Below are 23800 nucleotides of genomic sequence, written 5' to 3'. Positions count from 1 at the left end.
AGACCGACCATGCAAGTTCTCAGACAAAAACTGCTGCCGCTGCAGCGGCTGTTCGACCAAGCCAGTCACGCTGCCCGCCCGCTGGTGCTGCTGCTGTTCCGGCTGTGGGTAGCAAATGTATTTTTCAAGTCTGGCCTTACCAAGCTGGACGACTGGGATACCACGGTCTTGCTGTTTACTGAGGAATATCATGTGCCGCTGCTGCCGCCGGTACTGGCGGCACTGGTGGGTACCTTTGGCGAAACGGTGTTTTCCAGCCTGCTGGTTGCCGGCCTGTTTGGCCGCTTTGCCGCCGCCGGGCTGTTCGTGGTCAACCTGATGGCCGTCATCAGCTACCCCGGCCTCACCGACATCACCCGCCAGTTCCACTACTACTGGGGCATGCTGCTGCTGGCGCTGTTTGCCTTCGGCCCCGGTGGCCTGTCGCTGGATGCGGCCTGGCGCAGCTGGCGCGGCAAACACCGCCAGCCGGCCTGAAGCCTGCGGGCAGGCCCGGCGCGCCGCAGACAGCACGCCGGCCGGCTCCCGCACACGGACATTCCGGCAGACTGCCCGGCAGTGGCATAATGGCGTATTGCCCAACTCCACATCCGCCCGCCCATGCCTCTTACCCTCGTCATCCAGTCCCCCCGTCTCGACAGCAAGGAATTGCAGGAACTGGCCGCGCTAGCCGGTGCCAGCAGCATCAACCAATCCTCGCTGGAATCTGCCCGGCTGGAACAGGCCGACCCGGCCAGCCGTGATGCCATCAGCGCCTGCTGCCAGGCACTGGGCTACGACTTCGCTTTTGTCGACAGCAGCCTGCAGCTGGCCAACTTCGGCCTGTTGGTGTCCGATATGGACTCCACGCTGATCACCATCGAGTGCATCGACGAAATCGCCGACATGCAGGGCATCAAGCCCCAGGTGGCCGCCATTACCGAACGCTCGATGCGCGGCGAACTGGACTTCTCCGCCTCACTTCGCGAACGGGTGAGCCTGCTGGCCGGCCTGCCGGAAAGTGCACTGGAAAAGGTCTATAAAGAACGCCTGCAACTGAGCCCCGGCGCCGAGCAGCTACTGGCTGCATGCAAGCAGCACGGCATCCGCTTCATGCTGGTTTCCGGCGGTTTCACCTTCTTTACCGAAAAACTCAAGCAGGAGCTGGGGCTGGACTACGCCTATGCCAACCAGCTGGAAGTGGTGGACGGCAAGCTGACCGGCCGCGTGGTGGGTGACATCGTCGATGCCGCCGCCAAGCAACGCCTGCTGATTGAAAAACGCGAACAACTGGGCTTGCGCCCAGACCAGGTCATCGCCATGGGTGATGGTGCCAACGACCTGCTGATGCTGGGAGAGGCCGGCGTGGGTATCGCCTACCGAGCCAAGCCGGTGGTGCAGGCCCAGACCGATGTGGCCATCAATGTCATGGGGCTGGATGGCGTCAGCAGACTGTTCGCCTGATAGTCCATTCCAAGGAGAGCGTCATGAGCCCGCTACCACCGCTGGACAGTGCCAGTTTCGATGCCATGTTGCCGCTGAGCGTGCACTTGCTCAGCGAAGAGCAATGCTCCCCAGCGCGTCAGCGCGAAACCCGGCTGGCGCTGCGGGTGCTGGCCGCGCCCAGCGAAACACCGGAAGAACCCGACCCGATGCTGGTACGGCTGGAAGCCAAGCTGGATCTGGCGCTGGAAATCTCCTTGCTCGGACATCACCCGGACCGCCCGCCACTGACCCGCTGCCGGCTGGGGCTGGACAGCATAGCCTGGCTGTCCGACCACCCGTGGCGGGTGGGTGACACCGTGCAGATTGCGCTGTCGCCCAATGCGGATTCAGCGCTAATGCTGTTCATGGCCGCGCGTATCGAAGCCCAATGTCCGACGCCGGACGAAGCCTATGCCATTACCGCCCGCCTGCAGCTGCCAGCGGACGAGCAAACCGGCCCACTGTGGGAGCGCTGGGTTTTCCGCCGCCACCGCCGCGCCATCCTGGAGCGCTGACACCCCGCCCATCACTGGCTGCCGCCTACAGGTGAAATCCTCCGCCTGCTGGCTTAGACTGAAAATATCAGGCACTCAACTGCCATTTAGTCTAGGTATGCCCCATGGCCAGCTTCCCCTCATTCCAGTCGCTGATCGATACCGTACAGGGTGCCCTGCTGTTGGCACAGCCTGCCAGCGGCCGCATCATCAGCGCCAATCAGCTGGCGGCCATCCTGCTGGCCACCCCGCACGACGAATTACTGGGCCGCGATTTCGGGCAGTATCTGCAACACCCGGCCGACGCCGCCGAACTCAAGGCCTTACTGGCCAGCAACAGCATGGTCTATAACCGGCGGCTACAACTGAAAACCGCCACCGGCCGCCATTTCGAGGTTCAGCTATCGCTGCGGGAAGTGATGCTGGATGACAGCACCACGCTGGTGATCAGCTTTAGTGACCGCACCGAAAGCCAGATGATGAGCCAATTGCTCAATTTCGAACACCAACTAGTCGAACGCTCGCTCAATCTGGTGAAAAGCATGAAGCACGAACAACAGACCAACCACGATGACGACCAGCTCACCGGCGTGGTGGGCATGCCGCAACTACTGAGCGGAGCCCATGCCGAAACCGGGCGCATCCGCCGCTATGGTGGGGACCTGTCAGGCATGGCGGTACAGCTGATCAATATCCCGCAGCTGATTCCACAACAGGACAATGGCTCGGCACGACGCCATCTGCTGCGGCTGGCTGGCAGCCTGTGCGTACAGAGCACGCGCGACAGCGATCAAGTGGCACGGCAGGAAGATGATGTTTTTCTGGTATTGATGCCCAATACCAGCCTGGAAGGCGCTCACGAACTGGGCCGCAGGCTGCTGCACTCACTGGGGCAGCTCACCTATATCCATCAGGGGCAGGAAGAAAAGGCTCAGGCCTGCATCGGCATCAGTGCGCTGCGGCTGGAAGAAAACTCGCCCAATGCCATGCTGGACCGCCTGCAGGGCGCACTGAGCCTGGCGCGGATAGCCGGAGCCAACCAGATCCACCGCCAGGCCTGAACCGGATCAGCTACGGCCCTGGCGGGCCAGATGCACGGCCATGACCGCCAGCACGCCGCCCATCAGCCAGCGCTGCAAGCGCAAAAACAGCGGGCGGCCGCCAAGAAAGCGCGCCATGCTGCCAGCCAGCAACACCAGCAGCGCATTGACCAGCAAGCTGATGGCAATCTGGGTAAAGCCCAGCCACAGCGACTGGCTCAGCACATTGCCTTGCGCGGTATCGATGAACTGCGGCAGCAACGACAGATACATCACGGCGACCTTGGGGTTCAGCAGATTGGTCAGCATGCCCATGGCAAACAGCTTGCGTGGGCTGTCTGCGGCCAACTGGCGGACTTCGAAAGGCGAGCGGCCACCCGGCCGGAGCGCCTGCCACGCCAGATACATGAGATAGCCCGCCCCGGCCAGCCGCAGCGCATCGTAAGCCAGCGGCACCGCCAGCAGCAGCGCGCTGATGCCTAGCGCGGCGCACAGCATGTAGCAGAGAAAGCCCGCCCCGACACCCGCCAGCGAAATCAGACCGGCGCGCCGCCCCTGACAGATGGAGCGCGACAAGAGATAGGCCATATTAGGGCCGGGTGTCAGCACCATGCCCAGCGCCAGCAGGGCAAAGGTCAACCAGTGCAGGGACTGTGGCATGGCGGGCTTTCTTCGGGGATGGGCGTTCAGTGTGCCTGAGCGGCAGCCAGCCCATCCAGCAGTTTCTGATGGATGCCACCGAAACCGCCATTGCTCATCACCAGGATATGGTCGCCCGTCTTGGCCTCGGCCAGAATGGCGGCGATCAGCGTGTCCAGCTGGTCGAAGGTTTCCGCCTTGTCGCCCATGCCCTGCAGTGCCTCGGCCGGGCTCCAGTTCAGGCCCGCAGCGGAGCAGAACACCCGGTCGGCCAGTGCCAGCGAACCGGGCAAGGCGTCTTTCATCGTGCCCAGCTTCATGGTGTTGGAGCGTGGTTCCAGTACCGCCAGAATGCGTGCACTGCCCACATGGCGGCGCAAGCCCTCCAGCGTGGTGGCAATGGCGGTGGGATGGTGGGCAAAGTCGTCATACACGGTGATGCCGGCCACCGTGCCGCGCACTTCCATGCGGCGTTTTACATTGTCAAAGCGTGCCAGGGCGGCGATGGCATCGCGTACCGCCACGCCAGCATGGCGGGCAGCAGCAATGGCAGCCACCGCATTCAGGCGGTTGTGCTCGCCCAGCAGCGTCCATTCCACCCGGCCTTGCGGCTGGCCATCCAGCAATACATCGAAGTGTCCCGCCGCATCCGGCTCGCCTGCCTGCCAACCGGTAGCCACGCCGAAAGCTTCCACCGGGGTCCAGCAGCCACGCTCCAGCACCCGCGTGAGGCTCGCTTCGCGGCCATTGCTGACAATCAAGCCTTGTGCCGGAATGGTGCGTACCAGATGGTGGAACTGGGTTTCGATGGCTGCCAGATCAGGGAAAATATCAGCGTGATCGTATTCCAGATTGTTCAGGATGGCGGTGCGCGGGCGGTAGTGGACAAACTTGGAACGCTTGTCGAAGAATGCCGTGTCGTATTCATCGGCCTCGATCACAAAGAAGGGGCTGATGCTGGCCGGGTCCTGCGCCGGCACACCGGGCAGGCGGGCCGATACGCCAAAGTTCTGCGGAATGCCGCCAATCAGGAAACCCGGCGCCAGGCCGGCGTCTTCCAGAATCCACGCCAGCATCGAACTGGTGGTGGTTTTGCCGTGGGTACCGGCCACCGCCAGCACCCATTTGTCCTGCAATACATTCTCTGCCAGCCACTGCGGCCCGGAGATATAGGGCAGGCCACGATTGAGGATGGCTTCCATCAATTCTTTGCCACGGGTCACCACATTGCCTATCACATACACATCAGCCCCCAGCTCTAGCTGCTCGGCACCAAAACCCTGGGTCAGGGTAATGCCCATGGCCTCCAGTTGGGTGCTCATCGGGGGATAGACGTTGGCATCACAACCGGTAACGGTGTGGCCGGCCTGCTTGGCAATGGCAGCAATGCCGCCCATGAAGGTGCCGCAAATGCCCAGGATATGAATGTGCATGACAGTAAATGCTGTGTTGACCGCGAGGGGGCTATTATAACGCCGCCTTGGCCGCATAATTCACTTGTTCGCACGCCGCACACACTGCGGCACACTGCACTCAATCACCGTGGGTAGCTAGCGCTGCCCCATCAGGAGAATCACCATGACCCACGATATCGTCATCCAGCGTCCCGGCCAGCCACAGCAACTGATGCTGCTGTTTCATGGTGTGGGCGCCACCCCGGACAGCATGCAGCAAGTGGGCCAGTTTCTGTCCAAAGGCTTTCCGCAGGCGCTGATTGTCAGCGTGGCCGGCAGCCATGCCAGTGATCTGGGCCAGGGTTTCCAGTGGTTTTCGGTGCAGGAAGTCACCGAAGAAAATCGCCCGGCACGGGTGGCGGCTGCCCTGCCCGACTTTCTCGCTGCGGTAACACGCTGGCAACAAGACAGCGGCCTGGGCCATGCGGCCACCGCACTGGTGGGTTTCAGCCAGGGCGCCATCATGGCCTTGGAAGCAGCAGCAGCCAAGCCGGACCTCGCCAGCCGCGTGCTGGCATTCAGCGGGCGCTTTGCCAGCCTGCCGGCTGCACCACTGGCACACACCACGGTGCATCTGTTCCATGGCAAGGCCGACCCGGTGATTCCCTACCAGCACAGCATTCAGGCGGCCGAACATCTGATCGCGCTGGGCAGCGATGTCACCGCCGAGATTGAGCCCTTTGTCGGCCACCACATCCATGAAGATTTGCTGGAAAAGGCGCTGGAGTACCTGCAATCGCATATCCCGCGCCATGTGTGGGACGAGGCCATGAGCGCTAGCCCGGAACAGGCAGCCATCAAGCCCAAGTAAACAAGCAAACCCAGGTAACAAGACTGCAGCGGCGCGCCCCAGGAGTGGAGGCACGCCGTTTTTGCATCAGAAGAAAACCCAGGTCAGCAGGGCAAATAGCGGCATCAGCACGCTGATGGACCACAGCATGTAGGCAAAGAAGCTGGGCATGGCCACGCCGCGCTGCTCGGCAATCGACTTGACCATGAAGTTGGGCGCATTGCCGATATAGGTATTGGCACCCATGAATACCGCCCCCATGGAAATGGCCAGTAGCGTCTGGGCCAGCGGCCCCATCAGCGTGCTGGCATCACCATCGGCCAGATTGAAAAACACCAGATAGGTTGGCGCATTGTCCAGGAAACTGGACAGCAGGCCGGTCATCCAGAAATACATGGCATTCACCGGCTGGCCATCGGCCGCGGATACCGCATGCACCAGTGCGGCCAGCTGCCCGGCCGTGCCTGCGCGCAAGATGGCAATGGCCGGCGCGATGGTGACAAAGATGCCGGCAAACAGCTTGCCCACTTCCAGAATCGGGCCCCAGTTGAATTCATTGCCCGCCCGCACTTGCTTGGGCGTGACCCACAGGGAAACAATGGTCAGCAGCAGCAACAGGCCATCGCGCACCAGATTCTGCAACTCGGCATGCACGCCGGCCACTTCGAAATGCACCGCCGGCTGCCAGAAACCGGACAACAATACCGCCCCCACCACGCCGGCCAGCAACAGGAAATTGATCTTGCCGAACAAGTGCAAGGGTTGATCACGATGCGGCTTGAACTCCTCGTCCTCGCGGCGGTAGAAATAGCTGTCCACCGCATAGAACACCAGCAGCAGCAAAGCAGCCAGCAGCGCCACCGGCAACAGCATATGCTGGAAGGTCCAGCCGAAGGTCACCCCTTTGAGAAAGCCCAGAAACAGCGGCGGGTCACCCAGCGGCGTCAGGCCACCGCCCACATTGGCCACCAGAAAAATGAAGAACACCACCACATGCACCCGGTGCGTGCGGTTGTCGTTGGCCTTGAGCAAGGGCCGGATCAGCAGCATGGCGGCCCCGGTGGTCCCCATGATGGAGGCCAGCACAGTACCGATGGCCAGAATGCTGGTGTTGACCCTGGGTGAGCCATGCAGGCTGCCGCCCACCAGGATGCCGCCGGACACGGTATACAGTGCCAGCAGCAGCACGATGAAGGGGATGTATTCGGTAATCAGCGCATGCACGATCAGGCTGAGCGTGCTGCTGGCCCCGAAACTGAAGGCAAAGGGCAACAGGAACAGCACGCTCCAGAGCGCGGTGACCTTACCGAAATGATGATGCCAGAATGCCGGCGCAAAAATCGGAAACAGGGCAATGGACAGCAGGATGCCGGCAAAGGGCAGGACCCAGGCCAGGCTCAGGCTTGTTCCGTCAAGGTCGGCTGCCTGTGCCAACGCAGGCAGGAACAGACAGGCGAACATGGCCGCCAGCTTGCACAGTGTGGTGCGCATTGATTCTCCCGATTGAGGCGTCGGCCTAGTGGCGACGCCGGCATGAAAAAAGGCTGGTAGTCTGGCTGCCAGCCTCTGCAGTATTACACCGCCGGTGGATGAGGGCTGGTGAGCGGACTCACTTACAGGCTGCCCTTCTGAATGAACTCGATCTTATAGCCGTCCGGGTCTTCCACGAAAGCGATGACGGTAGTGCCATGCTTCATCGGGCCAGCTTCGCGTACCACCTTGCCGCCCTTGGCGCGTACCGCCTCACAAGCCTGGTAGGCATCTTCCACTCCGATGGCGATATGGCCAAAGGCGTTGCCCAGTTCATAGCTGTCGGTATCCCAGTTATGGGTCAGCTCCAGCACGGTATGGTCGGTTTCATCACCGTAGCCGACAAAAGCCAGGGTAAAGCGGCCTTCCGGATAGTCCTGGCGGCGCAGCAGGCGCATGCCCAGTACTTCCTGATAAAAGGCCAGCGAACGTTCCAGATTGCCGACGCGCAGCATGGTGTGCAGAAATTGCATGGTATGACTCCTGTATCAGATAAACCGCCCGTGCTCACTACCGGACAGGCGACTAGCCAAAACGAAACAGGCTACTCCCCTGTTGTTTCAACCAGTGGCGAGCATTTTTCCAGTCGGGAAACAAGCGGGCGGTTTCCGCCCAGAAGGCGGAAGAATGGTTCATGTGCAGCAAATGGGCCAGCTCGTGTGCCAGCACATAATCGATGATGGGCAGTGGAGCCTGCATCAGCCGCCAGTTGAGGCGGATATCGCCAGCGGCGGTACAGCTGCCCCAGCGGGTGCGGGCCGATGACAGCGACAGCTTGCCCGGCTGACGCGGGCAGTGCACGGCGAACTGCCCCAGCCGCTGGGCAAAGCACAACTGGGCCTGACGCTTGAGCCAGGCGCTGACCACCGCCTGCAGGCCAGCCGTGTCACCCGGGGCAATGCCGCATACCTGCAGCACATCGCCGTCCAGCCGCGCCGTGCGGCGCTGGCCGCCCTGCAGCTGGATGGGCAGCTCGCGCCCCAGATAAGACAGGCTGGTCAGATCGGCCAGCTGCTGTTTTTGTTCCCGCTGTGTCAGCACATGCCGGGCAATCCAGTCCTGTCGCGCCAGCAACACCTCGCGCAAACGGGCCTGGCTGATGCGGGGGTGGGCAATCAGCTCCACCCGGCCATCGGCAATGCGGATGCCTATGCTTTTGCGCACCCGCCTCACCAGGTGCACCTCTACCGCGCCCTCAGGCAGCGGCAGGATGGTCCAGGCGGCGGCGCTTGTCATCGGGATGGGCAAAGGGGCCGACGCCGCCGATCTCGCGCTGACGCGCTTCGATCCATTGCTGCGCCTGCTGGGTCATGGCCTCCGGGCCAACACCATCCTGCGGCCGGATGGCCGGGCCGATCACCACGGTAATCTCGCCCGGATATTTCAGAAAAGCATTGCGCGGCCAGAATTCGCCGGCATTGTGTGCCACCGGCACCAGTGGCATGTCCAGCTGACGCGCCATGCGCGCTGCGCCGTGTTTGTACTTGCCAGCCACACCCGGCTTGGTGCGGGTACCTTCGGGAAACACGGTAATCCAGAAGCCGTGTTTCTTGCGCTCCAGCCCCTGTTGCAGCATGCGGTCGTTGGCTCGGGAACGGTCGGAACGGTTGATGGCAATGGGGTTCATCAAGGCCAGGCCCCAGCCGAAGAAGGGCAGCCACAGCAATTCGCGCTTGGCGACATAAATCTGCGAGGGAAAGATTTTCTGCAAGGCCAGGGTTTCCCAGCCGGACTGGTGCTTGGAGCAGATGATGGACGGCTCGGACGGGATGTTCTCGGCCCCGATCACCTTGTATTTCAGGCCCACCACATGCACCAGCAGCCACAGCATGATCTTGGCCCAGCTCTCGCCAAACACATGGCGGGTACGGCGTGGCAGCGGTGCGGCGATGAACAGGCCCAGAAAACACAGCGGCGTGACAATCAGCAGTAACAGCCAGTAAATCAGATTACGAATCCAGATCATGGGTTATATCAGCCTTGGACTTAGCCAGTTCACAGATTGATCAAGTGCTCGGCGGCGTCGAACAGGTCGTCGAACACCAGCGTTCCTTCGGGCAGGCCGCCCTTTTCCAGAGTCTTCATGCCCTTGCCGCTACGCACCAGAATGGGCTGTCCGCCAACCGCAGCCACCGATTCCAGATCGCGCAGGCTGTCGCCGATCAAGGGCAGGCCCTGCAGCTTGACATTGAAACGCTCGGCCAGCTCCAGCACCATGCCCGGCAGCGGTTTGCGGCATTCACAGCCGTGATCCGGGCCATGCGGGCAGTAGGCGATGGCATCGATACGGCCACCAGCCTGCCCCACCAGCCGGTGCATCTTTTCATGCATGGCATTGAGCGCATGCACATCGAACAGGCCACGCGCCAGGCCGGACTGATTGGTGGCCACCACCACATGCCAGCCGGCCTGGGTCAGGTTGGCGATGGCTTCCAGACTGTGCGGCAGCGGCACCCACTCCATGGTGTTCTTGACGAAATCATCGCGGTCTTCGTTGATGACGCCGTCGCGATCCAGGATGACGAGTTTCATGGTTTTCCTTGCAGTGGGAGAACAATCCGGCGGGCAAACGTGCCACCTTGCCGGATTGATGCAGGCAAAAACTGCGCCAGCCGGTCCCGCAGGACCGGCTACAAGCTTAATCCGCCAGCAGCGAGATATCCGCCACGCGGTTGAACAGATCAGCCAGACGGGCCAGCAGGGCGATGCGGTTGGCACGTACCGCCAGGTCGTCTGCCATCACCATCACGCCATCAAAGAAGGCATCCACCGGTGCCTTCAGGCTGGACAGCTGGGCCAGCGCACCGGCAAAGTCGTGCGCGGCAAACTTGGCGTCCACCTGCGGAGCCAGTTCGGTCACGGCAGCGTACAGTGCCTGTTCGGCCGCTTCGCTCAGCAGGGCCGGATTGACCGAACCCACTTCGCCTTCGGTTTTCTTCAGGATGTTCTTCACGCGCTTGTTGGCGGCGGCCAGCGTGGTGGCTTCCGGCAGCGCCTTGAAGGCGGCCACGGCAGCCAGTACCGCAGGCACTTCGTTCAGGGTAGACGGTGCCAGTGCCAGTACGGCATCGACTTCATCACCCTGATAATCGGCAGCCAGATAGTTTTTCAGGCGGTCCATCATGAAGCTGAACACTTCGTCAGCCGTGGTGGCAGACAGCTTGCCTGCCGGGAAGGCGGCGGCTACCAGCGCCAGCAGGGCCTTGAGGTCCAGCTTGGCTTCCAGTGCCATGCGCAGCACGCCCAGGGCCGCGCGACGCAGCGCGTACGGATCCTTGTCGCCAGTGGGGATCAGGCCGATGCCCCAGATGCCGACAATGGCTTCCAACTTGTCGGCCAGCGCCACGGCGGTGGCAATATCGCCCTGCGGCAGGCTGTCACCGGCAAAGCGCGGGTGGTAGTGGCCTTCGATGGCGGCGGCAACCACCTCGCTCTCGCCGTCGTGCTGGGCGTAGTACATGCCCATCACGCCTTGCAGTTCGGGGAATTCACCCACCATGTCGGTAACCAGGTCGGCCTTGGCCAGGAAGGCGGCACGCTCGGCTACGGACTTGTCCGCGCCCAGTTGGGCAGCAATCTGGCCGGCAATGGCTTGCAGGCGCTCTACCCGTTCCAGCTGGCTACCGATCTTGTTGTGGTAAACCACTTCGGCCAGTTTGGCCAGGCGGGTTTCCAGACGGGCTTTCTGGTCTTGCTCGAAGAAGAACTTGGCATCGGACAGGCGGGCGCGCAGCACGCGCTCATTACCCTGGATGATGTGGCTGGGATCAGCGGTTTCCAGGTTGGATACCAGCAGGAAGCGGTTCATCAGCTTGCCTTGGGCATCCAGCAGCGGGAAGTACTTCTGGTTCTGCTGCATGGTGAGAATCAGGCATTCCTGCGGCACCTTGAGGAATTCGGCTTCAAAGCCAGCCTCCAGCACCACCGGCCATTCCACCAGCGCAGTCACTTCGTCCAGCAGGGCCTCGTCGGCGGCGATGGTGGCACCGTGCACGGCGGCGGCCTCGGCCAGACGTTTCTTGATCAGTTCGCGGCGGGCATTGAAGCTGGCCAGCACCTTGCCTTGCTCGAACAGCACGCGGGCGTAGTCATCGGCCTTTTCCACCATCACATCGCAAGTGGACAGGAAACGGTGACCACGGGTGGCATTGCAGCTGGTGAGACCCAGCACGCCACCTTCGATCACGGTTTCGCCCCACAGCATGATCAGGCCATGTACCGGGCGCACGAACTGGTAGTCCAGATCGCCCCAGTGCATCAGCTTGGGGATGGGCAGTTTTTTCAGCGCCAGCGCCACGATATCGGTGAGCACGGCGGCCAGCGCTTCGCCGGTCTTGGTGCTCTCGTAGGCAAACACATCCTGTTTGCCATCACTCATGGTGCTGAGGGCGGAGACTTCCACGCCGCAGGAGCGGGCAAAACCGGCCAGTGCCGGAGTGGGCTGACCATCTTTCATGCCGGCGGCCACGGCCGGGCCCTTGCGCACGATTTTCTGGTCCGGCTGCACGGCCAGCACGGCCGGCACCTGCACAGCCAGACGGCGCGGCGAAGCGAAGGCAATCGCCTCGACATCGGCAGCGACGAATTGCAGTTTTTTCAGTTCTTCGGAAATGGTCTGGGCAAAGCTGAGCGACAGCTTTTCCAGCGCCTTGGGCGGCAGCTCTTCGGTGAGCAACTCGATAAGCAGGGTGGCGTTCATGGTTTATTCAGATTTCTTGTGCGGAGCAGTTTTGGCGAGATAGCACACGACTTGCAGCATGGTGTCGGCCACCGAGTTCTGGTACACCGGCTGCCAGTTCCAGGCAAAACGCTGCACCGGGAACATGCTGGAATACAGATGGCGGTTATTCTTGCTGGCGTATTCCAGCCCGATCAGCGCGTATTGCTGTTTGGCGCAATTGGCATAGCCCGTGGTGCGGCGAATGTAATACTGGATGTCGGTGGCCTTGTCGTACTGACGCTCGCTGAACCGTTCCTGATTCACAAAATGGACCAGCCCGTCTTTCTCCACCCAGATGGAGTTGCGGTCCATGGCCAGTTCCAGGGCAGAGCCCTGCTGGTAGACGCCCCAATCGGCGGTTTCGGCCAGCGCCGGCACGGCGGCCAGGGCAAGCAACAGGCTGATCCAGAGTTTCATTGGTAATCAGGCCTTGGGACACATGGGAAAGCCCAGTGCCTCACGCGAGGCGTAATAGGCTTGCGCCACGCCGCGCGACAGGGTGCGTACCCGGCCGATATAGGTGGCACGCTCGGTCACCGAGATGGCGCCGCGCGCATCCAGCAGGTTGAAGCTGTGGCCAGCCTTGAGCACCATTTCGTAGGCCGGCAGCGCCAGCGGAATCTCCAGCAGACGCTTGGCTTCGGATTCGTAGTAGCTGAATAGTTCGAACAGCTTGGGCACATTGGCGTGTTCGAAGTTGTAGGTGGACTGCTCCACTTCGTTCTGGTGGTACACGTCGCCGTAGGTCACACGCTGACCGTTGGGGTAGACCGTCCACAGCAGGTCGTAGACGTTTTCCACGCCTTGCAGATACATGGCCAGACGTTCGATACCGTAGGTGATTTCGCCCAGTACCGGCTTGCAATCCAGACCGCCCACTTGCTGGAAGTAGGTGAACTGGGTCACTTCCATGCCGTTCAGCCACACTTCCCAGCCCAGACCCCAGGCACCCAACGTCGGGTTTTCCCAGTCATCTTCCACAAAACGGATGTCGTGCACGGTGGGGTCGATGCCCAGCACCTTGAGCGAACCCAGGTACAACTCCTGAATATTGGCCGGCGACGGCTTCAGGGCGACCTGGAACTGATAGTAATGCTGCAGACGGTTCGGGTTTTCACCGTAGCGGCCGTCCTTGGGACGACGCGAGGGCTGCACATAAGCTGCATTCCACGGCTCCGGGCCGATGGCACGCAGACAGGTGGCCGGATGCGAGGTACCGGCGCCCACCTCCATGTCGAAGGGTTGCATGATGACGCACCCTTGCTCGTTCCAATAATTCTGGAGGGTAAGGATGATTTCCTGGAAGGTAAGCATAGACGTGGGGTAGCTAGTGAAAAGTCAAAGGACGATTCTACCGCCTAGCGCCCCCGGCGAAAAGCAAGGCGACGGCCAGAACGCCTGCCGCGTTGTGCATTGCGCGAAAGAATCGCCGTTTCTGCCCTAGTGTTCACTCTGTTCCGCCAGTTGGCGTGCCAACCGCCGCCCCTTGGCCAGACAATCCGGCAGCGATACGCCATCCAGCCAGTTGGCACAGACATGCAGCCCCTGCCTCTCAAGCCGCTGCATGGCCTGGCGGGCTGGCCCAATGGCAGCCGTTCCCTGCGGCAGGGCTTGCGGCCAGCGGATAATGGTTTGTTGCAAGGGCGCGGACTCCAGGCCAAACAACTGCTGTAGTTCCCGGTTCAAGCCCTGCAGCAATGGCCCATCGGCCAGCGCAGCCTGCTGCTGGTAATGGCGGCCGCCGACAAAACTGGTAATCAGCGTCTGGCCGGGCGCACAGCGCTGCGGGTACAGCAGGCTGCTCATCAGATGCCCGGCAGCAAAAGCCCCCTCGCCGGGGGCATGCAAGCCGCCAAAACCCTGCAATGGCCTGCGTACCGTAGCAGCATCCAGCACACTGGCCACTACCGTCATCGGCGCATGCACAATCTGCCGCAAGGCCTGCGCCGCACTTGCATCGCAATCTTGCAGCAGGCTGGCCGCCTGCCCTGCCGGCAAGGCCAGCACCAGCGTCCGCGCCATGCAGGGACCGCTGGCGGTCTCCAGCAGCCAGGCGTCACCCTGACGCCGGATGGCCCGCACCGGACAGTTGAGCCTGACATCGACATCCTGCGCCAGCCGCTGTGGCAGGCTGGCCAGCCCCCCTTCCAGCGATACCGCCTGCTTGCGCGCTACCTTGCCTCGCAGCAGCTGCAACAGCGCACCACGGCTGATCGAGCCGGCCTCTGCTTCCAGCCGGGCCAGTTGTGGCAGGGTCTCGCACATCAACAATTCTTCGGCATCACCGGCAAACACCCCGCCAATAAACGGCGCCACGGCCTTGGCCAGTACTTCTTCTCCCAGACAGCGGCGGAAAAAGGCTGCGACGGTTTCGCCGGCGGGTGCTGGCTGGCCACGTCGCCACACATCACCCAGCAAGCGCCATTTGGCTTGCCGGCTAAAGAAATTGCCACACAGCAAGTCCAGCGGGCCTGCCGGCAACTGGTGATAGCGCCCCTGCCACAGCACATGGCGCTGACGACCGACCGTCGCCGGCTGCAGCGGCTTCAGGCCCAGTTGCCGCAGCCAGTCCAGCAAGGCGGCATCGGCATACAAGGTATTGGGGCCGCCCTCGATCTGTGCCAAGCCGGTATGCTGGCTCAAGACCTTGCCACCTACCCTGTCGTCCGCCTCGAATACCCGTACCGCCATGCCCTGCTCGCGCAGCCACCAGGCGCAGGACAAGCCGGATACGCCAGCGCCAATGACGGCAATCATGAGCAACAATCTGCAGAATTTTCCATACCCCAGTGTGCCGCAGCCAGCCGCCCTGAGGCTTGACCCCCATCAACGGCAGTGCCAAAGCAAAACCCGGCTTGCGCCGGGTTTGAAGCTGCTGACAAGGCTCCGGCCGTGCCGTTAACAGTGACACAGGCCAGTCAGGAGTGTGAGCAATCAGTTCCAGTCCAGGATTACCTTGCCGCTCTGGCCGGACAGCATGGCAGCGAAGCCCTGCTCGAAATCATCCACCTTGAAATGATGAGTAATGATGGGGCGGATATCCAGGCCGGACTGGATCAGTGCCACCATCTTGTACCAGGTTTCGAACATCTCGCGGCCATAGATACCCTTGATTTCCAGGCCCTTGAAGATGACCTGGTTCCAGTCGATGGCGGTGTTGGCCGGCGGAATGCCCAGCAGCGCCACCTTGCCGCCATGGTTCATGGTTTCCAGCATCTGGCGGAAGGCCTGCGGGTTGCCGGACATTTCCAGGCCCACGTCAAAGCCTTCGCACATGTGCAGCTCGCCCATCACCTGCTTCAGGTCTTCACGCGCCACGTTCACCGCACGGCTGGCACCCATCTGGCGCGCCAGATCCAGGCGGTAGTCGTTGACGTCGGTAATCACGATATGGCGCGCGCCCACGTGCTTGGCAATGGCTACGGCCATGATGCCGATGGGGCCGGCACCAGTGATCAGCACGTCCTCGCCCACCAGATTGAAAGACAGCGCGGTATGTACCGCATTGCCGAAGGGGTCGAAGATGGCGGCCAGATCGTCGGAAATGTCGTCCGGAATGGGGAAGGCATTGAAGGCCGGAATCACCAGGTATTCGGCAAATGCGCCTTCACGGTTCACCCCCACGCCCACGGTGTTGCGGCACAGGTGGCGACGGCCGGCACGACAGTTACGGCAATGCCCGCAAGTGATGTGGCCTTCGCCGGACACGCGCTGGCCGATTTCAAAGCCACGCACTTCGGAGCCCATGGCAGCGACCACGCCAACGTATTCATGGCCCACATGCATCGGCACCGGAATGGTTTTCTGCGCCCATTCATCCCAGTTCCAGATATGGATGTCGGTGCCGCAGATGGCGGTTTTGCTGATCTTGATCAGCAGGTCGTTATGGCCGATTTCCGGCTGGGCCACATCGTTCATCCACAAACCGGGTGCGGACTTGAGTTTGGATAATGCTTTCATGCTGTTTGCCTGCCTGTAAGTTGCGCGCCCGTCGGCCAGCAGGCCCACGGGCTGAAGTCTGGATGTGCTTCAGTCGATCACTTTCAGCTCGCGGCCCACCTTGATGAAGGCGGCTACCGCACGCTGGACCTGCTCCACCGTGTGGCCGGCCGACATCTGGGTACGAATGCGTGCCTTGCCCTTGGGCACCACCGGGAAGGAGAAGCCGATCACGTACACGCCTTCCTGCAACAGGCGGGCGGCCATTTCGCCGGCCAGACGGGCATCGCCCAGCATCACCGGAATGATGGGATGCTGGCCCGGCACCAGGGTGAAGCCGGCGGCAGACATTTCATTGCGGAACAGCTCGGCATTACGCTTGAGCTGGGCGCGCAACTGCTGGCCTTCGCTCTTGATCAGTTTCAGCACTTCCAGGCTGGCGGCGGTAATGGCCGGTGCCAGGCTGTTGGAGAACAGATAGGGGCGCGAACGCTGACGCAGCAGATCGACAATGGGCTGGCGCGCCGACACATAACCGCCGGAAGCCCCGCCCAGCGCCTTGCCCAGCGTGCCGGTGTAGATGTCCACCTTGTCGGCCACACCGCACAACTCTGGCGTACCGGCACCGTTTTCGCCGATAAAGCCGACAGCGTGAGAATCGTCCACCATCACCAGCGCGCCATGACGGCCCGCCACTTCGCACAGGGTTTTCAGGTCGGCAATGATGCCGTCCATGGAGAACACGCCATCGGTCACGATCAGCTTGAAGCGGGCACCAGCCGCTTCGGCAGCAAGCAGCTGTGCTTCCAGATCGGCCATGTCGTTGTTTTTGTAACGGAAACGCTTGGCCTTGCACAGGCGTACACCGTCGATGATGGAGGCGTGGTTCAGCTCGTCCGAAATCACCGCATCTTCTTCACCCAGCAGGGTTTCGAATACACCACCATTGGCATCGAAACAGCTGGAATACAGAATGGTGTCGTCGGTACCGAGGAAGCCGGAAATGGCCTGCTCCAGATCCTTGTGCACCTGCTGCGTACCACAGATGAAGCGCACCGAGGCGCAGCCATAACCATAGTCATCCAGCCCGCGCTTGGCCGCGTCGATCAGGCGGGCATCATCGGCCAGACCCAGGTAGTTGTTGGCACAGAAGTTGAGTACATGGCCACCACCGGACAAGGCAATATCGGCACGCTGCGGGGTAGCAATCACCCGTTCCGGCTTTTCAAAACCATCAGCGCGGATTTGCGCCAGCGTCGCTTCAAGATGGGCAAGATAGGTATGGTTCATGGCAGGGATGTCCTTATAGGCCAATCGTGGGGCGCCGGGTTCGAGCAGCTGCGGGATCGCCGCGCGCCTGGAAACTGTCATCCATTCTAGCCCAGCGCATGCGGCTTTATCAGTGACAGTTATCAAGGATTTCACCGAGCAGCTGTCACCTTGTTGCAAGCAGTTTGCGAACAACTGTCATCATTCACCCGACTGAGACTTTCCTACCAGGACAGGTGGCAGACCGGCCGCCACTGCTTACAGATCCAGCACCAGCCGGGAAGCGCGCGCCCGCGATACACAGATCAGCAGGCTTTTCTGCGCGGCCTTTTCCTCTTCACTCAGGTACTGGTCACGATGCTCGGCCTCGCCTTGCACAATGGCGACTTCACAAGTGCCACACACGCCCTCGCGGCACAGGCAATCCACGGCGACCGAACCATCCTGCTCGATGGCTTGCAGAATGCTTTGTTCCGCCTCCACCCGGATTTCGCGCCCGGAACGGGCCAGCACCACGGTAAATGCCTCTCCGCCTTGCGTGCTGGCGGCAAACTGCTCCCAATGCAGGCGGGCAGGCGGAATGCCCTGTTCTGCTCCGGCCTGCTGCACAGCCTCAATCAAGGACTGCGGCCCACAGACATAGACGTGGTCAGTCATGTCCAGTGACGCCAGCAAGCCGGCAACATCACACTGTTCACCTCTGGCAGCATCATGTAAATGGCAGTGCGCACCACAACGTGCACTCAGTTCGTCGACAAAAGCAGCTTGTTCGCGGCTGCGAAAGGCGTAATGCAACTCAAACGCTGCGCCGTTTGCCTGCAGCTCCTCTAGCTGGGACATGAAAGGCGTGATGCCGATACCACCGGCAATCAATATTTGCCGCCCACTCGTGGCGTGCAGCGGGAACAGGTTGTTAGGCGAGGAAATCTGCAACATGTCGCCGACGGCCAGTTGTTCATGCATGAAGGCCGAGCCTCCCCGCGAGGCTTCCTCACGCCGCACGGCAATCTGGTACTGCTGCAGCCTGAATGGAGAGCTGAGCAGGGAATAGGCGTTGTAGAGCAAACCGCTGGCAGCGGGGATTTGCACAATGATATGGCTGCCACCGCCAAATGCCGGCAGATCGCCGCCATCTGCGGCCTGCAGGGTAAAGCGTTTGATCAAAGGGCTTGCTTGTTCGATCCGCACCACGCGGACGGCAATATTCGGAGTCTGCAGGGTCATGTGGGTCCATGCTCGGGGTTGACTGGGAAAACCGGCAGCAGCACTTAGCACGCCATGTACAACTAGCCATGGATATAGGCTTGCGGCCGGTATAGCAGGGAGTCTTGCAATGCCAGCGAACTGCACACCAGCGGCGGCTACGACAAAACCGGCACCGCCGCCAGTGGAATCAGTCCTGGTGCTGACGTGCCACCAGCTGGTGGAAATGGGCAATGCCGTGTTCACTGATGCCACTGCGCTGGCGGTCGGTCATGATACGGCCCTGACCACGGTAGCCACGCGACTTCAATCCACGCTGCACACTTTCCACCAGCCGCAGGTCTTCCGGACGGAATACGGTGCGATACCACTCCACCAGTGCCTGCTGTTCCGCCGTCAGTTCCTTGTTGCGGAAATAGACGTCGTAGTGCTGCAAGGTGGTTTCTGCATCCACCGGGTATTCGTAGATCACCGTCATGAAGTCGGCCCCCGGTGGTACGTTGAACATGGTGCAAGGCCAAGCCCAGTAGCCACTGAAGCTGGGGTTCTCTACCGAGGGATCGATCTTGAACGACTTTTCCGACGAGCGCGCCAAACCGAACTGCACGGTCCAGTTGCCATGCAAGGTATGGGTGTATTTGTCTACTTGTACCGAGTCGGCAAAGCCCGGATGTGCCGGCGCACAGTGGTAGCACTCCATGTAGTTGTCGACGATGATTTTCCAGTTGGCCGGGGTAGAAGTGACAAAACGAGCAGCCAGGTGCAACTGGTCGATCACCGGACAGGCCGTGCGCAAACTCTCTTCCAGCCCGGGAAGTTGTTCTTCCACCGGGCCGGCATCCAGATTCATGCTGATAAACACGAAGCCGGCATACTGCTCTACCTTGAGCGGCGATAGCGTAGCCTTGTTGGCATCAAAATCGACCACGTTTTCACAATTTCGTGCATGACCCAGCTGCCCGTCCAGCTTGAAGGTCCAGGCGTGGTAGGGGCAGGTGATCACATTCTTGGCACGCCCACTGCCTTGCAACAGCTGATGACCACGGTGTGGACAGACATTGTAGAAACTGCGCAGCACGCCATCCCGGCCACGCACCACGATGATGCTCTCGCCCGCCACATCCCGCGTGATGTAGTCGTTGGATTCGGCCAGTTCGCTGACATGTGCTACACAAATCCAGCTATGGGCAAAAATCTTCTCCTTCTCATACTGATAAACCCGCGCTGAGGTGTAATACTCGGCCGGCAAGGTCCAGGCACGCTCAGGATCGGCACAGAAATCCGGGCTCAATCTGATGTAGTCATTCATGGGTGTTCTCCTCTGCTTGGGGTCGTCACAGGGCGGTAAATGCCTGCCCTTTTCTTGTCCGGTCATGCCTGACGAATAAGGATGGCAAGGCCGGGAAAGCTTGTGCAGCGCCATATCGCGTGCCAATACGCGACAAGTGTCATGCCTGGCCAGCCAACAGGCGACGCAGGGCGGTGACCAGTGCACGGTACATGCGGGCAGTCTCCATGCCTTGTGGCCAAAAGCGCAGGCAGCCATGCAGCAGCCCGCGACCAACATGGCACTCGGCGGCAATGCCATGTGCCAGCAGGCGCTGCACATAGCACAGGCCATCGTCACGAAGCGGGTCGTACTCTGCCACTGCAACAAAGGCCGGGGGCAAACCCTGCAGATTGGCCTCCATCAGTGGTGCCAGCCGTGGGTCGGCATGCGTTGCTGGATCTGGGGCGTACTGCGCCAGGTAATACGCCATGTCCACGCGGCTTAATAGCGGCGCAGCCGCATGTTCAATTGCAGCTGGTGGGCTTGGATCAGCGGCCAGCGCGGGGTAGATCAGCGCCTGCCCGCGCAAGGCAGGGCCGTCTTTGCCACGTGCGGCCATACAGAGTGCAGCAGCCAGATTGCCACCGGCACTGTCACCGGCGACCACGATCCTGCTGGCATTGATACCCAGCGTCAGGCCATCCACGCGCAGCTGGTCCCACACCGCCATGCAATCCTCAAATGCGGCAGGAAATACATGCTCTGGAGCCAGGCGGTAATCGACGACCAGCACAGCCGCAGCACATTCCTGCGCCAGCGGTGCCGCAATAAAAGCATGTGAATCCAAGCCGCCCAGTATCCAGCCACCACCATGCAAATACAGAACACAGGGCCAACCGGCTGGCGGCATAGGCGCAGCCGGACGGTACGAGCGCAGCGGGATATGTCGTCCGGCTACCAGCAGCAGATGGTCCTCAACCTGCAGCCCATCCGGCAGCACCGGTGTGAAGTAACGGCACAGGGCGTCGTAGGCGACCCGCATTTCCGACAGGCTGTCATCCGCCGGTTGAAACAAGGCGCACTGGTTGACAAAAGACTGCATTTCCGCAGAAAGCTGATAAGTACTCGCCATGGCCGGGCTCAGCTGCTGGACTGATTACTGGCCACTTCAGGGGGAGGCTGTTCGCCAATCTGATGTGCCGGAACATCGCCATAATCTTCACGCAGCCACTTGAGCAGGCCATACACCATGACCAGCGTGATCAGGGCAAAGGGGATGGCCGTTACAATCACCGTGGTCTTCATGGTATTGAGCGGTGCCTTGGCAAAGATCATTGCCAGCGGAACCAGCGTCAGCATCACGCACCAGAACAGGCGATCGACAGGGGATGGGTCTTCACCTTCGGCCAGATTGCGGGTACAGGTCGCGGTTACCGCATAACCCACGGCATCCATGTGGGCGGCCAAAAAGATCGCCATCACCGCCAGGAAAAATGCCATCACCCAACGCCCGGCCGGCAGCAAATCCAGCAGCTGGCCAATCGCCACTTCACCACCCTGCTCGCTCAGCACTTGCGGCACATTGATCAGGCCGCTGATGAAGCTATGCACGCTGTAACTTTCCAGTACGCCATAGACGCACCAGATACCAGCACAGCCACCGACCACCATGGCCAGCAATACTTCTCGAATGGTACGGCCACGCGAAATGCGGGTGACAAACAATGCCACCCCCGGTGCATAGGAAATCCACCAGAGCCAGTAGAACACCGTCCATTCGCGAGTGAACTTGCCATCGCCCATCGGATCGGTAAACAGACTCATGTCGACAAAACTGCTCAGCATCAGCCCCAGGCTGGACAAAGCATTGCTGGTAATAAACTGAGTGGGGCCGAGCAAATAGATGTAGCAAGCCAGCAGCACCACGCCCCAGCACACCATCTGGCTCAGGCGCTTCATGCCACCATCCATGCCCACCCAGGAAGACAGGGTGAATAGCACGGATACCGCCAGAATGATGATCAGCTGCATGGTGAAGCTATCGGGAATGCCAGTCAGAATGGACAGCAACCGGGCAAAGGTGATGGCGGTCAGTACCAGCGAGATGGTCAGTGCGCCAAACATGCACAACATGAACAGCAAATCGACCAATCGCCCCAAGGCCCCATCGGGCTTGCGACCAGTGATGGCACCAATAATCGCGGCCAGGCTCAGACCCTTGTTCTTGCGCACATGAAAGTGATAGCACATGGCCACCGCCCCCAGCGCATACATGGCCCAGGCACTCAGACCGGAATGAAAGAACGAGTAAGCCACACTGTATTTCAATGCCTGCGGCGATGCGGGTGGCAAATTAAGGCCAGGGGTCTGGTAGTAATACGCCCAGTCCAAAAAACCCCAATACAACGTGGACGAACCCAGTCCGGACATGATGAACATGAAAATCCATGTTGAAGTCGAATAGTCCGGCCCGCCCTCCCCCAGCCTAATCTGACCGTACTTGCTCAGGCCCAGCCAGATGACAAACAGCACGGCAAAAAAGGCAAACAACAATATGGGCGAGGCAAATACCGTGGTACACCAGTACATCAGTCGATTGGCCACCGCGACCGATTCTTTTGGCATGGCAATCATGACAAAGACCAGCGCAAACACAATCAACAGGCTAATGATGGCCAGCGGAATATCACGCTGGCCCTGCTTGGAGGTTTGCATGTTTTCTCCTTAATATCCTTGGCCCAGCAGCTGCCGGGGGATCGCGGCAGACACTGCCGCAATGTTGCGGACCGGTCTGCCAGCAGGCTCTGGACTAGCCCTTTACCGCCAGCGAGGCCTGCGAAACCGCAGCCGCAATGGCTTGACCCAGCTCGGTTGTGCTGGCCTTACCGCCAAGATCAGCGGTCAGTGGCCCGCTGAGCAGCACCGATTCGATGGCCTGCATGATGGCGTCGTGCGCAGCACGGCAAGGCCCCTGGCCATGGCCAAGGAAATCCAGCATCAGTGCACCGGACCAGATCATGGCGATGGGGTTGGCGATGTTTTTACCGAAGATGTCCGGGGCGGAACCATGTACCGGTTCAAACAGCGAGGGGAAACGACGCTCGGGGTTGAGATTGGCGGACGCTGCCAGGCCAATGGTGCCGGTGCAAGCCGGCCCCAGGTCGGACAGGATGTCGCCAAACAGATTGGATGCCACCACCACGTCGAAACGGTCGGGCTGCAATACAAAACGCGCTGCCAGAATATCCACATGCTGGCGTTCCCATTGCACATCCGGGTAGTGCTGTGCCACCGCCGCCACGCGTTCATCCCAATAGGGCATGCTCACGGCGATGCCGTTGGATTTGGTCGCGGCCGTCAGCTTTTTGCGCGGCCGGCTTTGTGCCAGGGCAAAAGCGTGATGCAGGATGCGATCGACGCCATGGCGGGTAAATATCGATTGTTGCAACACCAGCTCGCGCTCTGTTCCTTCAAACATGCGGCCACCGACTGCGGAGTACTCTCCCTCGGTATTCTCCCGCACCACCAGGAAATCGATATCACCTGGCTGGCGATTGGCCAGCGGGCAGGGCACACCAGGCAGCAAACGCACCGGGCGCAGATTGACGTATTGGTCGAACTGGCGGCGGAACTTCAACAATGAGCCCCACAGCGATACATGATCAGGCACCTGATCAGGCATGCCGACCGCCCCAAAATAGATGGCATCAAAGCCCTGCAGGGTGTCAAACCAGTCGTCAGGCATCATCTGCCCGTGTTGCAGGTAATAGTCACAGCTGGCCCAGTCAAACCGGGTCACCGTCAACTCGATAGCAAAGCGCCTGGCAGCTGCCTCCAGCACCCGCAAGCCTTCCGGCAGCACTTCCTGCCCGATGCCATCGCCCGCGATGGCCGCAATCCTGTAAGCCCGCATCCTGCCCTCCTCTGTTCTTTCGTCATAATGACTTTGTACTTCGAGGCCTAGCATGGCGGAAAACAAAGCCTGGAT

At 60.9% G+C, this 23800-nt stretch carries 23 protein-coding genes; 5 read left to right on the top strand and 18 right to left on the bottom strand.

Annotated elements, in window-relative coordinates:
• Nucleotides 1-9: 9 nt before the first annotated feature.
• The 4 genes from H2Z84_RS02280 (at nucleotide 10) to H2Z84_RS02265 (ending at nucleotide 3019) form a co-directional block, all read left to right on the top strand.
• The gene (locus H2Z84_RS02280; RefSeq protein WP_181834538.1) at nucleotides 10-477 is read left to right on the top strand and encodes a DoxX family protein; all 468 of its coding nucleotides are present in this window, start codon (nucleotides 10-12) and stop codon (nucleotides 475-477) included.
• A 123-nt stretch (nucleotides 478-600) separates the two neighbouring features.
• Nucleotides 601-1443, top strand: coding sequence for a phosphoserine phosphatase SerB (gene serB / locus H2Z84_RS02275; protein WP_181834537.1), 843 nt, complete (start codon nucleotides 601-603; stop codon nucleotides 1441-1443).
• Between the two features lie 23 nt (nucleotides 1444-1466).
• A complete protein-coding gene (locus H2Z84_RS02270; RefSeq protein WP_181834536.1) occupies nucleotides 1467-1979 on the top strand; it encodes a hypothetical protein in 513 nt (170 codons plus the stop codon).
• Between the two features lie 104 nt (nucleotides 1980-2083).
• Nucleotides 2084-3019 (top strand): GGDEF domain-containing protein, encoded by a 936-nt coding sequence (locus H2Z84_RS02265; protein ID WP_181834535.1) that lies wholly within the window; start codon nucleotides 2084-2086, stop codon nucleotides 3017-3019.
• A gap of 6 nt (nucleotides 3020-3025) precedes the next feature.
• Here H2Z84_RS02265 and H2Z84_RS02260 read toward each other — a convergent pair whose 3' ends face one another.
• Together H2Z84_RS02260 and mpl are read right to left on the bottom strand one after the other, a co-directional pair.
• Nucleotides 3026-3658, bottom strand: a complete 633-nt coding sequence (locus tag H2Z84_RS02260) for a LysE family translocator (RefSeq protein WP_181834534.1) — start codon at nucleotides 3656-3658, stop codon at nucleotides 3026-3028.
• Between the two features lie 26 nt (nucleotides 3659-3684).
• Complete coding sequence (gene mpl / locus H2Z84_RS02255; protein WP_181834533.1) at nucleotides 3685-5070, bottom strand: UDP-N-acetylmuramate:L-alanyl-gamma-D-glutamyl-meso-diaminopimelate ligase; 1386 nt, start codon at nucleotides 5068-5070, stop codon at nucleotides 3685-3687.
• A gap of 145 nt (nucleotides 5071-5215) precedes the next feature.
• On the opposite strand from mpl, the gene ypfH reads away from it, so the two are divergent.
• Complete coding sequence (gene ypfH / locus H2Z84_RS02250) at nucleotides 5216-5902, top strand: esterase (protein WP_181834532.1); 687 nt, start codon at nucleotides 5216-5218, stop codon at nucleotides 5900-5902.
• Nucleotides 5903-5968: 66 nt separating this feature from the next.
• On the opposite strand, the gene H2Z84_RS02245 is transcribed toward ypfH, so the two are convergent.
• The 16 genes from H2Z84_RS02245 to H2Z84_RS02170 all read right to left on the bottom strand — a co-directional run bounded on the left by H2Z84_RS02245 (nucleotide 5969) and on the right by H2Z84_RS02170 (nucleotide 23725).
• Nucleotides 5969-7372 carry a sodium:proton antiporter gene (locus H2Z84_RS02245; protein ID WP_181834531.1) on the bottom strand — a complete coding sequence of 468 codons (1404 nt, stop codon included), beginning with the start codon at nucleotides 7370-7372 and terminating at the stop codon, nucleotides 5969-5971.
• Nucleotides 7373-7494: 122 nt separating this feature from the next.
• Entirely contained in the window at nucleotides 7495-7884 is a 390-nt protein-coding gene (gene gloA, locus H2Z84_RS02240) for a lactoylglutathione lyase (protein ID WP_103523325.1), read from the bottom strand.
• A gap of 52 nt (nucleotides 7885-7936) precedes the next feature.
• Nucleotides 7937-8647, bottom strand: a complete 711-nt coding sequence (locus tag H2Z84_RS02235) for a M48 family metallopeptidase (protein ID WP_181834530.1) — start codon at nucleotides 8645-8647, stop codon at nucleotides 7937-7939.
• Complete coding sequence (locus H2Z84_RS02230; RefSeq protein ID WP_181834529.1) at nucleotides 8607-9377, bottom strand: lysophospholipid acyltransferase family protein; 771 nt, start codon at nucleotides 9375-9377, stop codon at nucleotides 8607-8609. The genes H2Z84_RS02235 and H2Z84_RS02230 overlap by 41 nt, the downstream gene beginning before the upstream one ends.
• A gap of 29 nt (nucleotides 9378-9406) precedes the next feature.
• The gene (gene gmhB, locus H2Z84_RS02225) at nucleotides 9407-9943 is read right to left on the bottom strand and encodes a D-glycero-beta-D-manno-heptose 1,7-bisphosphate 7-phosphatase (RefSeq protein ID WP_181834528.1); all 537 of its coding nucleotides are present in this window, start codon (nucleotides 9941-9943) and stop codon (nucleotides 9407-9409) included.
• A gap of 106 nt (nucleotides 9944-10049) precedes the next feature.
• Nucleotides 10050-12110, bottom strand: coding sequence for a glycine--tRNA ligase subunit beta (glyS, locus tag H2Z84_RS02220; RefSeq protein ID WP_181834527.1), 2061 nt, complete (start codon nucleotides 12108-12110; stop codon nucleotides 10050-10052).
• Between the two features lie 3 nt (nucleotides 12111-12113).
• Nucleotides 12114-12548, bottom strand: coding sequence for a surface-adhesin E family protein (locus tag H2Z84_RS02215; protein ID WP_181834526.1), 435 nt, complete (start codon nucleotides 12546-12548; stop codon nucleotides 12114-12116).
• 6 nt (nucleotides 12549-12554) lie between these two features.
• The gene (gene glyQ, locus H2Z84_RS02210; protein ID WP_124644782.1) at nucleotides 12555-13445 is read right to left on the bottom strand and encodes a glycine--tRNA ligase subunit alpha; all 891 of its coding nucleotides are present in this window, start codon (nucleotides 13443-13445) and stop codon (nucleotides 12555-12557) included.
• Nucleotides 13446-13571: 126 nt separating this feature from the next.
• Nucleotides 13572-14888: a protoporphyrinogen oxidase gene (gene hemG, locus H2Z84_RS02205; RefSeq protein ID WP_181834525.1), complete on the bottom strand. Its 1317-nt coding sequence runs from the start codon at nucleotides 14886-14888 to the stop codon at nucleotides 13572-13574.
• Nucleotides 14889-15065: 177 nt separating this feature from the next.
• Nucleotides 15066-16091: an L-threonine 3-dehydrogenase gene (gene tdh, locus H2Z84_RS02200; protein WP_181834524.1), complete on the bottom strand. Its 1026-nt coding sequence runs from the start codon at nucleotides 16089-16091 to the stop codon at nucleotides 15066-15068.
• A 69-nt stretch (nucleotides 16092-16160) separates the two neighbouring features.
• The gene (locus H2Z84_RS02195) at nucleotides 16161-17360 is read right to left on the bottom strand and encodes a glycine C-acetyltransferase (protein WP_181834523.1); all 1200 of its coding nucleotides are present in this window, start codon (nucleotides 17358-17360) and stop codon (nucleotides 16161-16163) included.
• Between the two features lie 237 nt (nucleotides 17361-17597).
• Nucleotides 17598-18563 carry a PDR/VanB family oxidoreductase gene (locus H2Z84_RS02190; protein ID WP_181834522.1) on the bottom strand — a complete coding sequence of 322 codons (966 nt, stop codon included), beginning with the start codon at nucleotides 18561-18563 and terminating at the stop codon, nucleotides 17598-17600.
• A gap of 169 nt (nucleotides 18564-18732) precedes the next feature.
• Nucleotides 18733-19851, bottom strand: coding sequence for an aromatic ring-hydroxylating oxygenase subunit alpha (locus H2Z84_RS02185; protein ID WP_181834521.1), 1119 nt, complete (start codon nucleotides 19849-19851; stop codon nucleotides 18733-18735).
• 139 nt (nucleotides 19852-19990) lie between these two features.
• Entirely contained in the window at nucleotides 19991-20944 is a 954-nt protein-coding gene (locus H2Z84_RS02180) for an alpha/beta hydrolase (RefSeq protein ID WP_181834520.1), read from the bottom strand.
• A gap of 8 nt (nucleotides 20945-20952) precedes the next feature.
• The gene (locus H2Z84_RS02175; RefSeq protein WP_181834519.1) at nucleotides 20953-22527 is read right to left on the bottom strand and encodes a BCCT family transporter; all 1575 of its coding nucleotides are present in this window, start codon (nucleotides 22525-22527) and stop codon (nucleotides 20953-20955) included.
• A 94-nt stretch (nucleotides 22528-22621) separates the two neighbouring features.
• Entirely contained in the window at nucleotides 22622-23725 is a 1104-nt protein-coding gene (locus tag H2Z84_RS02170) for a tartrate dehydrogenase (RefSeq protein WP_181834518.1), read from the bottom strand.
• Nucleotides 23726-23800 lie beyond the last annotated feature (75 nt).

The organism is Aquitalea aquatica (genome assembly GCF_013911085.1).
Classification (GTDB): Bacteria; Pseudomonadota; Gammaproteobacteria; order Burkholderiales; family Chromobacteriaceae; genus Aquitalea; species Aquitalea aquatica.
The sequence above is the reverse complement of the archived record's forward strand: the minus strand, read 5'-3'. Positions and strand labels throughout refer to the sequence as shown.

Bases quoted from the DNA above. Each gene is read 5' to 3' on its own strand.
- gmhB (WP_181834528.1), bottom strand. From the start codon at position 9,943: ATGAAACTCGTCATCCTGGATCGCGACGGCGTCATCAACGAAGACCGC.
- mpl (WP_181834533.1), bottom strand. From the start codon at position 5,070: ATGCACATTCATATCCTGGGCATTTGCGGCACCTTCATGGGCGGCATT.
- H2Z84_RS02185 (WP_181834521.1), bottom strand. From the start codon at position 19,851: ATGAATGACTACATCAGATTGAGCCCGGATTTCTGTGCCGATCCTGAG.
- ypfH (WP_181834532.1), top strand. From the start codon at position 5,216: ATGACCCACGATATCGTCATCCAGCGTCCCGGCCAGCCACAGCAACTG.
- H2Z84_RS02215 (WP_181834526.1), bottom strand. From the start codon at position 12,548: ATGAAACTCTGGATCAGCCTGTTGCTTGCCCTGGCCGCCGTGCCGGCG.
- serB (WP_181834537.1), top strand. From the start codon at position 601: ATGCCTCTTACCCTCGTCATCCAGTCCCCCCGTCTCGACAGCAAGGAA.
- H2Z84_RS02235 (WP_181834530.1), bottom strand. From the start codon at position 8,647: ATGACAAGCGCCGCCGCCTGGACCATCCTGCCGCTGCCTGAGGGCGCG.
- H2Z84_RS02195 (WP_181834523.1), bottom strand. From the start codon at position 17,360: ATGAACCATACCTATCTTGCCCATCTTGAAGCGACGCTGGCGCAAATC.
- H2Z84_RS02245 (WP_181834531.1), bottom strand. From the start codon at position 7,372: ATGCGCACCACACTGTGCAAGCTGGCGGCCATGTTCGCCTGTCTGTTC.
- glyQ (WP_124644782.1), bottom strand. From the start codon at position 13,445: ATGCTTACCTTCCAGGAAATCATCCTTACCCTCCAGAATTATTGGAAC.
- H2Z84_RS02170 (WP_181834518.1), bottom strand. From the start codon at position 23,725: ATGCGGGCTTACAGGATTGCGGCCATCGCGGGCGATGGCATCGGGCAG.
- H2Z84_RS02265 (WP_181834535.1), top strand. From the start codon at position 2,084: ATGGCCAGCTTCCCCTCATTCCAGTCGCTGATCGATACCGTACAGGGT.
- H2Z84_RS02190 (WP_181834522.1), bottom strand. From the start codon at position 18,563: ATGACCCTGCAGACTCCGAATATTGCCGTCCGCGTGGTGCGGATCGAA.
- hemG (WP_181834525.1), bottom strand. From the start codon at position 14,888: ATGATTGCCGTCATTGGCGCTGGCGTATCCGGCTTGTCCTGCGCCTGG.
- H2Z84_RS02180 (WP_181834520.1), bottom strand. From the start codon at position 20,944: ATGGCGAGTACTTATCAGCTTTCTGCGGAAATGCAGTCTTTTGTCAAC.
- H2Z84_RS02260 (WP_181834534.1), bottom strand. From the start codon at position 3,658: ATGCCACAGTCCCTGCACTGGTTGACCTTTGCCCTGCTGGCGCTGGGC.
- gloA (WP_103523325.1), bottom strand. From the start codon at position 7,884: ATGCAATTTCTGCACACCATGCTGCGCGTCGGCAATCTGGAACGTTCG.
- H2Z84_RS02280 (WP_181834538.1), top strand. From the start codon at position 10: ATGCAAGTTCTCAGACAAAAACTGCTGCCGCTGCAGCGGCTGTTCGAC.
- H2Z84_RS02230 (WP_181834529.1), bottom strand. From the start codon at position 9,377: ATGATCTGGATTCGTAATCTGATTTACTGGCTGTTACTGCTGATTGTC.
- H2Z84_RS02175 (WP_181834519.1), bottom strand. From the start codon at position 22,527: ATGCAAACCTCCAAGCAGGGCCAGCGTGATATTCCGCTGGCCATCATT.
- glyS (WP_181834527.1), bottom strand. From the start codon at position 12,110: ATGAACGCCACCCTGCTTATCGAGTTGCTCACCGAAGAGCTGCCGCCC.
- H2Z84_RS02270 (WP_181834536.1), top strand. From the start codon at position 1,467: ATGAGCCCGCTACCACCGCTGGACAGTGCCAGTTTCGATGCCATGTTG.
- tdh (WP_181834524.1), bottom strand. From the start codon at position 16,091: ATGAAAGCATTATCCAAACTCAAGTCCGCACCCGGTTTGTGGATGAAC.